The organism is Thermocatellispora tengchongensis, from assembly GCF_014202315.1.
In the GTDB taxonomy this organism is placed as follows: Bacteria; Actinomycetota; Actinomycetes; order Streptosporangiales; family Streptosporangiaceae; genus Thermocatellispora; species Thermocatellispora tengchongensis.
Window position 1 is genome coordinate 45,684 of the sequence record NZ_JACHGN010000040.1, and the last position, 7,768, is coordinate 53,451.

The 7,768-nt window shown below is 70.6% G+C and carries 9 protein-coding genes; all 9 read right to left on the bottom strand.

Annotated elements, in window-relative coordinates:
* Positions 1-20: 20 nt before the first annotated feature.
* Positions 21-476 (bottom strand): DUF3180 domain-containing protein, encoded by a 456-nt coding sequence (locus tag HNP84_RS49490; protein ID WP_185057120.1) that lies wholly within the window; start codon positions 474-476, stop codon positions 21-23.
* Entirely contained in the window at positions 473-973 is a 501-nt protein-coding gene (gene folK, locus HNP84_RS49495) for a 2-amino-4-hydroxy-6-hydroxymethyldihydropteridine diphosphokinase (protein ID WP_185057121.1), read from the bottom strand. The genes HNP84_RS49490 and folK overlap by 4 nt, the downstream gene beginning before the upstream one ends.
* Positions 970-1,350, bottom strand: a complete 381-nt coding sequence (folB, locus tag HNP84_RS49500; protein ID WP_185057122.1) for a dihydroneopterin aldolase — start codon at positions 1,348-1,350, stop codon at positions 970-972. Before folB ends, folK begins: the two co-directional genes overlap by 4 nt.
* Positions 1,347-1,790 (bottom strand): nuclear transport factor 2 family protein, encoded by a 444-nt coding sequence (locus tag HNP84_RS49505; RefSeq protein ID WP_185057123.1) that lies wholly within the window; start codon positions 1,788-1,790, stop codon positions 1,347-1,349. The genes folB and HNP84_RS49505 overlap by 4 nt, the downstream gene beginning before the upstream one ends.
* 28 nt (positions 1,791-1,818) lie before the next feature.
* Positions 1,819-2,673 carry a dihydropteroate synthase gene (gene folP, locus HNP84_RS49510; protein ID WP_446697331.1) on the bottom strand — a complete coding sequence of 285 codons (855 nt, stop codon included), beginning with the start codon at positions 2,671-2,673 and terminating at the stop codon, positions 1,819-1,821.
* Positions 2,674-2,907: 234 nt separating this feature from the next.
* Entirely contained in the window at positions 2,908-3,519 is a 612-nt protein-coding gene (gene folE, locus HNP84_RS49515; RefSeq protein ID WP_185057124.1) for a GTP cyclohydrolase I FolE, read from the bottom strand.
* Between the two features lie 2 nt (positions 3,520-3,521).
* Positions 3,522-5,504 carry an ATP-dependent zinc metalloprotease FtsH gene (gene ftsH / locus HNP84_RS49520; RefSeq protein ID WP_185057125.1) on the bottom strand — a complete coding sequence of 661 codons (1,983 nt, stop codon included), beginning with the start codon at positions 5,502-5,504 and terminating at the stop codon, positions 3,522-3,524.
* 311 nt (positions 5,505-5,815) lie between these two features.
* Positions 5,816-6,376, bottom strand: a complete 561-nt coding sequence (hpt, locus tag HNP84_RS49525; protein WP_185057126.1) for a hypoxanthine phosphoribosyltransferase — start codon at positions 6,374-6,376, stop codon at positions 5,816-5,818.
* Between the two features lie 130 nt (positions 6,377-6,506).
* Positions 6,507-7,523 carry a tRNA lysidine(34) synthetase TilS gene (tilS, locus tag HNP84_RS49530; RefSeq protein ID WP_185057127.1) on the bottom strand — a complete coding sequence of 339 codons (1,017 nt, stop codon included), beginning with the start codon at positions 7,521-7,523 and terminating at the stop codon, positions 6,507-6,509.
* Between the last annotated feature and the right edge of the window lie 245 nt (positions 7,524-7,768).

The following is a 7,768-nucleotide window of genomic DNA, read 5'->3' on the forward strand; positions in this document are numbered from 1 at the left end:
CGGAAAGCAGCGGCGCGCGCTCAGTGCCGGTCGGCCTCGTCCTTGTCCTCCGGGACCCGGCAGCAGAACTCCAGGTACAACGCCGCGCAGATCAGCAGCACGCAGGAGATGAACGACCCGCCCGCGATGAAGAAGTCGCGCTGCGGGGTGTCCTGGTCCAGCCGCTCCATCACGTACAGCACGAAGCCGGCGAACACCCCCGCGAACACCGCGCCCGCGTACGACGACGCCTTGGCCAGCGCCGCCAGCCGGGCCACGGCCAGCGGTTCGACCGGTTTGGTGTTGCCGCGGCGCTCGATCCTGGCCTTGGTCATCCAGCCGCTGTAGCCCTCGCCGAGCGCGAGCAGCAGCACGGTCGGGATCGCGGTCCACGGGAGGGTCGGCAGGTCGCTGTAGAACGGGTTGAGCAGGACCCAGGTCAGCGCGGCGACCACGACGACGATGGCGATGAGCACCACCGGGCGGGTGGCCTTCACATCGGCACCTGGAGGCGGCGCTCGGGGCACCGGCGTACCTTCTGGTCGGCGACCCCGGCGAGCAGGTCGCGCACCCGGCCCCGGCCGGGCAGCTCGGCCTCGGGATCGGCGTCGGCCCACGGGACCAGCACGAAGGCCCGCTCATGGGCCCGCGGATGGGGCAAGGTCAGCTCCTCGTCGTCCACCACCAGGTCGCCGACCGCGATCAGGTCGACGTCGAGCGTGCGCGGCCCCCAGCGCTCGCCGCGCTCGCGGCCGAACGCGTCCTCCACGTTCAGCGCCCGCTCCAGCAGCGCGTGCGGCTCCAGAGCGGTCTCGGCGATCACCACGGCGTTGAGGTACGGCCCCTGCTCCGGCCCGCCGACCGGCTCGGTCTCGTAGACCGGCGACACCGCGACGAACTCCAGGCCCGGCGCGTCGAACAGCGCGTCGATCGCCCCTTGCAGGGTGTCGAACCGGCGCCCCAGGTTGCTGCCAAGTGCGAGCACGGCCCTCATCCGCGCCTCCTCGTGATCGTCACCACGACGTCGTCGAAGGGCAGCGGGATGGGGGCCCCGGGCTTGTGCACGCTCACCTCGACCTCCGTCACCCGCTCCTCGGCCAGGCAGACGTCGGCCAGGCGCTGCGCCAGGGTCTCGATCAGGCGCACCGGCTCGCCCTCGACCACCCGGGCCAGCCGGGCGGCGAGGGTGCCGTAGTCGACGGTCTCGGCCAGGTCGTCACCCGCGGCGGCGGCTCTGGTGTCGAGGCGCAGCGTGACGTCCACCACGAACTCCTGGCCCAGCTCCCGCTCGGCCGGCAGCACACCGTGGAAGCCCCGCGCGCGCAGCCCGGACAGGGTGATCCGATCCGGTTCGGCCGCGGTCGGTGTCACGCCGGCTCCTCCTCGTCCTCGTCGTCGTCGTTGCCCGGCAGGACCGGCGAGCCGTGGTACATCCACAGCCGCCACCCCTCGGGCGTCCGCACGAAGGTGTTGCTCGCCACCACCTTCCCCGCGGCGAAGCTGTCATCACCCGCCTCGCCCGCGGTGAGGATGTTCTCGGCGCAGGTCAGCACCGCGACGTCGCCGAACACGGTGACGTTGACGTCGGTCAGCACGAACTGGATGTAGGGCGTGTTGGCCATGATCAGCGCCCAGGACCGCAGCACCTCGGCCCGCCCGGTGAGCATCGGCCAGCCCGGATGGACGCAGTTCACCCGCATGTGCTCGGAGTCGACCGCCCAGATGTCGGTCATCTTGTCGAGGTCGGCCTCCTCGATGGCGGTGTAGAACGCCTGGTTGACCGTCTCGACGGCCACCGTGTCGACGCTCATCGCTCTCCTCCACGCATCGCCATCGGGATCATCGGACGCCCCCGCCGGTCCAGGCCGCCGCCACGCGCACCGCGTCGGCGTTGGGGCCGACGTGATGCACGCGTACGCACCACGCCCCCGCCGCCGCGGCCAGGGCCGTCACCGCCGTGGTGGCGTCGTCGCACTTGTGGAACGGGCGCGGGTGGCCGTCGGGGCCGGCCAGCAGCCGGCCCAGGAACCGCTTGCGGGAGGCGCCGATGAGCAGCGGGTAGCCCAGCTCGGCCAGCTTGCCCAGCCCGGCCAGCACCTTCCAGTTGTGCTCGGCGTTCTTGGCGAAGCCGAGGCCGGGGTCGAGCACGATCTGCTCCGGCGCCACGCCCTCGGTCAGCACGAGATCGACCCGCTTGGCCAGCTCCTCGCGCACCTCGGTCACCACGTCGGAGTAGACCGCGCGGCTCTCCATGTCGTGGCTGTGGCCGCGCCAGTGCATCACGACGTACGGCACGCGGGCGGCGGCCACCACGCGGGGCATCGCCGGGTCGGCCAGCCCGCCGCTGACGTCGTTGACCAGCTTGGCGCCCACCTCGACCGCCGCCTGAGCGACCTCGGCCCGCATGGTATCGACGCTGACCGTCACCCCCTCGCGGGTCAGCGCCGCGATGACCGGGGTCACCCGGGCCAGCTCCTCCTCCAGCGACACCCTGGCCGCGCCCGGACGGGTGGACTCGCCGCCGACGTCCACGATGTCGGCGCCTTGGCGCACCAGTTCCAGGCCGTGCCGGATCGCGGCGTCCTCGTCGAACCACTGCCCGCCGTCCGAGAAGGAGTCGGGCGTGACGTTGACCACGCCCATCACAAGGCACCGCTCCTCGACGGGCATCTGCGGCACACTCCACGTGGTCATGCCGACAAGCCTAGGTCGTGCCCGGCACTCTTCGGCGCGGTGGGCCCGCTCGGGAAATAACGAATCGACGAGCCCGATGTCACGCCCCGGCGAACCCCCGCCGACCCCCTGCCGGCCCGCGCTCCAAACCCGCCCAGACGCACAAGCCTCAACAGCCTCAGAGCCTCAAGAGCCTCGAACGACCTCAAGCGACCTCATGCGACCTCGAATGACCTCAAGCGACCTCGAACGACCTCAGCGGCCGAGGATCAGCGACATCGCCTCGGCGCGCGTCTTGTCGCTGCTGCGGAAGTCGCCGCGTACGGCCGAGGTGATGGTCTTGGCGCCGGGCTTGCGCACGCCGCGCATGGTCATGCACAGGTGCTCGCACTCCACGACCACGATCACGCCGCGGGGCTCCAGCACCTCCATCAGCGCGTCGGCGATCTGGGACGTCATCCGCTCCTGCACCTGCGGGCGGCGCGCGTAGACGTCCACCAGCCTGGCCAGCTTGGACAGGCCGGTGATCTGGCCCTTGTCGTTGGGGATGTAGCCGACGTGCGCCACCCCGTGGAAGGGCACGAGGTGGTGCTCGCAGGTCGAGTAGACCTCGATGTCGCGCACGAGCACCATCTCGTCGTGGTCGGCGTCGAACACCGTGGTCAGCACGTCGGTGGGCTTCTGCCCCAGACCGGCGAACTGCTCGGCGTACGCGCGGGCGACCCGGCTCGGGGTGTCGAGCAGGCCGTCGCGGTCGGGGTCCTCACCGATGGCGATGAGGATCTCGCGTACGGCCCGCTCGATCCGAGGCGTGTCGACCTTCAGGTGACCGGTCGGGGTGGAACCGTCGTCAATGGGGAAACTCACACTTACACACCGTCTCGCGGGATGACGTCCTTCGGCTCGCCGAGCCCGGTGCCGGCGGGCAGCGCGCCGTTGCCGTTGCCCTGCTCCTTGCGGGTCAGCACCGGCGGGCGGTCGGAGGGCAGCCGCTTGCCGTAACCGGAGTAGGACGGACGGTGCTCCTTGACGACCACGGGGGCGAAGATCTGGAGCACCTGCTCGCGGGAGAGGGTCTCCTTCTCCATGAGCTCCAGGACCAGGTTGTCCAGCACGTCGCGGTACTCGACCAGGATCTCCCACGCGGTGTCGTGGGCGGTCTCGATCAGGCGCCGGACCTCCTCGTCGATCGTGGAGGCGATCTTCTCGGAGTAGTCGCGCTCGTGGCCCATCTCGCGACCGAGGAAGACCTCGCCGTTGCCGCTGCCGAACTTACGGGCGCCGAGCTGCTCGCTCATGCCGTACTCGGTCACCATGCGGCGGGCGATGGAGGTGGCCTTCTCGATGTCGTTGGCGGCGCCGGTGGTGGGCTCGTGGAAGACGAGCTCCTCCGCGGTGCGGCCGCCCAGCAGCATCGCGAGCTGGTCCATCATCTCGGAGCGGGTGGCGAGGAACTTGTCCTCCATCGGCAGCGTCATCGTGTAGCCGAGCGCCCGCCCGCGGGACAGGATGGTGATCTTGTGCACCGGGTCGGAGTTGGGCAGCGCGTGCGCCACCAGGGCGTGACCGCCCTCGTGGTACGCGATAATCTTCTTCTCCTGGTCGGACATGACCCGGGTCTTGCGCTCCGGACCCGCCATCACCCGGTCGATGGACTCCTCCAGGACCTCCATCGTGATCAGCTTCTGGTCGGCGCGCGCGGTGAGCAGCGCGGCCTCGTTGATCACGTTGGCGAGGTCGGCGCCGGTGAAGCCCGGCGTGCGGCGCGCGATGACGTCGAGATCGACGCCCTCGGCGAACGGCTTGCCGCGGCCGTGCACCCGCAGGATGCCCTTGCGGCCCTCGAGGTCGGGCCGGTCGACGGTGACCTGACGGTCGAAGCGGCCGGGACGCAGCAGCGCCGGGTCGAGGATGTCGGGCCGGTTGGTGGCCGCGATCAGGATCACGCCGCCCTTGACGTCGAAGCCGTCCATCTCGACGAGGAGCTGGTTCAGCGTCTGCTCGCGCTCGTCGTGCCCGCCGCCGAGACCCGCGCCGCGGTGGCGGCCCACCGCGTCGATCTCGTCGATGAAGATGATCGCCGGGGCGTTGGCCTTGGCCTGCTCGAACAGGTCGCGGACCCGGGAGGCGCCGACGCCGACGAACATCTCGACGAAGTCGGAACCGGAGATCGAGTAGAACGGCACCCCGGCCTCACCGGCCACCGCCCTGGCGAGCAGGGTCTTGCCGGTGCCGGGCGGGCCGTACAGCAGCACGCCCTTGGGGATCTTGGCGCCGATCGCCTGGAACTTGGCCGGGGCCTGGAGGAACTCCTTGATCTCCTGGAGCTCCTCGATGGCCTCGTCGGCGCCCGCGACGTCGGCGAAGGTGGTCTTGGGGGTGTCCTTGGTGATCAGCTTCGCCTTGGACTTGCCGAAGTTCATCACCCGCGAGCCGCCGCCCTGCATCTGGTTCATGATGAACAGGAAGATCAGCACGATGATGACGATCGGCAGGAAGCTGACCAGAAGGCTGAGGAGGAAGTTCTCCCTGGGCACGTCCACCGTGTAGCCCTTGGGCAGCTTGCCCGCGGCCTTGGCGGACTGGAGCTGCTGGGTGAGCTGCACTCCCTGACCGGCCACCCACGAGGAGTAGTAGCGCTTGCCGTCGGTCAAGGTGACCTCGATGCGCTGGTCCTTGTCGATGACCTTGGCATTGGAGACCCGGCCCTCGTCGATCCAGGAGACGATCGTCGAGGTGTCGGCCCTCTCGAAGTTGCCGTCGCTGCTCCACATGGTCGTGACGAGCAGGAGCAGCACGACGATGCCCAGGATCCACAGGAGTGGCCCACGCGTAAATCTCTTGAGATCCATCCGATGCGGAACCCCGGCGGGCCCGTCCCTTCCTGACCATGGCCTGGCACCCCGGGCGGACCCGGGGTCGCGGCATCCCAAACCGCTCCGACTGACTACCCGGGGGCGGCCCTCAGGTCACCCCTTGAGAGTCAGAAGGTACACCGGCATGGCGGCGGGGTCACCGCCGCGTACACCGGTCTTGCCCTACCAACGTACGTCAGCCGCGCCGGTGTTCCCGGCCGGTGTGAGCAATGTCGGCCCGCAGGACGCCGCGCTTCGCGCAGGGCGTACTTTCCGGTCCCCTTTTCGGTCCTCCGGATCTCGCCGGGTCAGGCGCCTCCGCCGTAGACGTGCGGGGCGAGCGTGCCGATGAACGGAAGGTTCCGGTAGCGCTCGGCGTAGTCGAGGCCGTACCCGATGACGAACTCGTTGGGGATGTCGAAGCCGACGTACTTGACGTCGATCGGCACCTTGATCGCGTCGGGCTTGCGCAGCGCGGCGCAGATCTCCACCGAGGCGGGCTCGCGCGAGCGCAGGTTGTGCACCAGCCACGAGAGGGTCAGCCCGGAGTCGATGATGTCCTCCACCACGAGGACGTGCCGGCCGGCGATGTCGGTGTCGAGGTCCTTCAGCACGCGCACGACGCCCGAGGTCTTGGTGCCCGCGCCGTAGGAGGAGACGGCCATCCAGTCCATCTGGACCGGGATGTGCAGCGCCCTGGCCAGGTCGGCCATCACCATGACCGCGCCCTTGAGTACTCCGACGATCAACAGGTCGCGACCGGCGTAGTCCGCGTCGATCTTCCCAGCGAGTTCCCTGATCTTGGCCTGGAGCTCGTCCTCGGTGATGAGGACCCGCTCCAGGTCCGCGCCCATGTCGGCTGCGTCCACCTTGAGGTGTTCCTTCACGTGCGGTGTGGCGTGGGCAGGTCGGCCGGAGGATCGCGACGAGCCGCGCCCTCCGACCTATCTAATGGTCGAGTTCGGATGGGCCGAAACCGTGAATCGGTCGTAACCGGATTCAGGGGCGCCCCCTGGCGAGTATCAGAGTGCCATACCGGCGCGAGGCCGCCACCCCCCCGGGCAGGTCCACGCCGCGCTGCCCCCGCCACTCCACGACCAGCCGGTCGATCTGAAGCACGTGGGAGGCCCCCAGAGCCCCCGCAGAGGCCCCGGCGGCGACCGCCGCCCTCCGGAGGACCCTCCGGCGAACGGCGACCGGCAGATCGCCCATGGCGGCGATGTCGAGCACCACCGAGCCCTCGGGCAGGGGTCCCAGTTTTTCGCTTATAGCAGAATCGGCCTGAACGTTCTGATACGCCGACTCGGCCCAGGCGTCGAGCGCGTCGGCGTCCTCGCGGCACAACCGCGCCGTACGCGCCAGGGCCTCGGCCACCCCCGGCCCCAGCTCCTCCTCCAGCGCGGGCAGCAGCCGCGACCGCACCCGTACGCGCGTGTAGCGGGCGTCGGCGTTGTGCGGGTCCTCCCACGGCCGCAGCCCCAGCGCCTCGCACGCCGCCGCCGTGGTCGCCCTGGTGATCCCCAGGAACGGCCGCCGGTAGCGCCCCGCCACCTCCGCCATGCCCGACAGCGACCTGACCCCGCTCCCCCGCGCCAGCCGCAGCAGCACGGTCTCGGCCTGGTCGTCCAGCGTGTGCCCGAGCAGCACCGCCGCGGCCCCCAGCCGCTCCGCGGCCTCGTCCAGCGCCGCGTACCGCGCCCGCCGCGCCGCCGCCTCCGGGCCCCCGTCCCGCCCCACCGTCACGGTCAGCACCTCGGCCGGCTCCAGCCCCAGCTCCCCGGCCACCCGCACCACCTCGGCCGCCTGCCGCGCCGACCCCTCCTGCAACCCGTGATCCACCGTCACCAGCCCACCCCGCAACCCGGCCCGCGGCGCCACGAACGCCAACGCCGCCGCCAACGCCAGCGAGTCGGCCCCACCACTGCACGCCACCAACACCAACGCCCCCGCCGGCACATCCCCCACCGCCTCCCGGACGGCCCGCCGCACCTCCGCCACCACCGGCCGCGGCCCCATGGCACACCCCCTCACACCATCCCCCGCCAGCCTCTCACCCCCACCGCCCGCCCACCTTCAGGCCCCCAGCCCATGATCCACCGCCCCACCCCCTCCCGGGCCCCGGACCGCGTTTCCGCAGATTCCGGCCCCCATCCCGCCTCACGGAAGGGTCACGTCCACGGACGTGGTGTATGAGTCGATCTCCGCGTGATCCTGTTTCTGCAGGTTAAGCGGTAAGTGTCTGCGGAAGCGGGTTCTGAGTG

Coding starts and splice junctions, on each gene's coding strand:
- tilS (WP_185057127.1), bottom strand. CDS start 7,523: ATGGGGCCGCGGCCGGTGGTGGCGGAGGTGCGGCGGGCCGTCCGGGAG.
- HNP84_RS49505 (WP_185057123.1), bottom strand. CDS start 1,790: ATGAGCGTCGACACGGTGGCCGTCGAGACGGTCAACCAGGCGTTCTAC.
- ftsH (WP_185057125.1), bottom strand. CDS start 5,504: ATGGATCTCAAGAGATTTACGCGTGGGCCACTCCTGTGGATCCTGGGC.
- folK (WP_185057121.1), bottom strand. CDS start 973: ATGAGGGCCGTGCTCGCACTTGGCAGCAACCTGGGGCGCCGGTTCGAC.
- folP (WP_446697331.1), bottom strand. CDS start 2,673: ATGACCACGTGGAGTGTGCCGCAGATGCCCGTCGAGGAGCGGTGCCTT.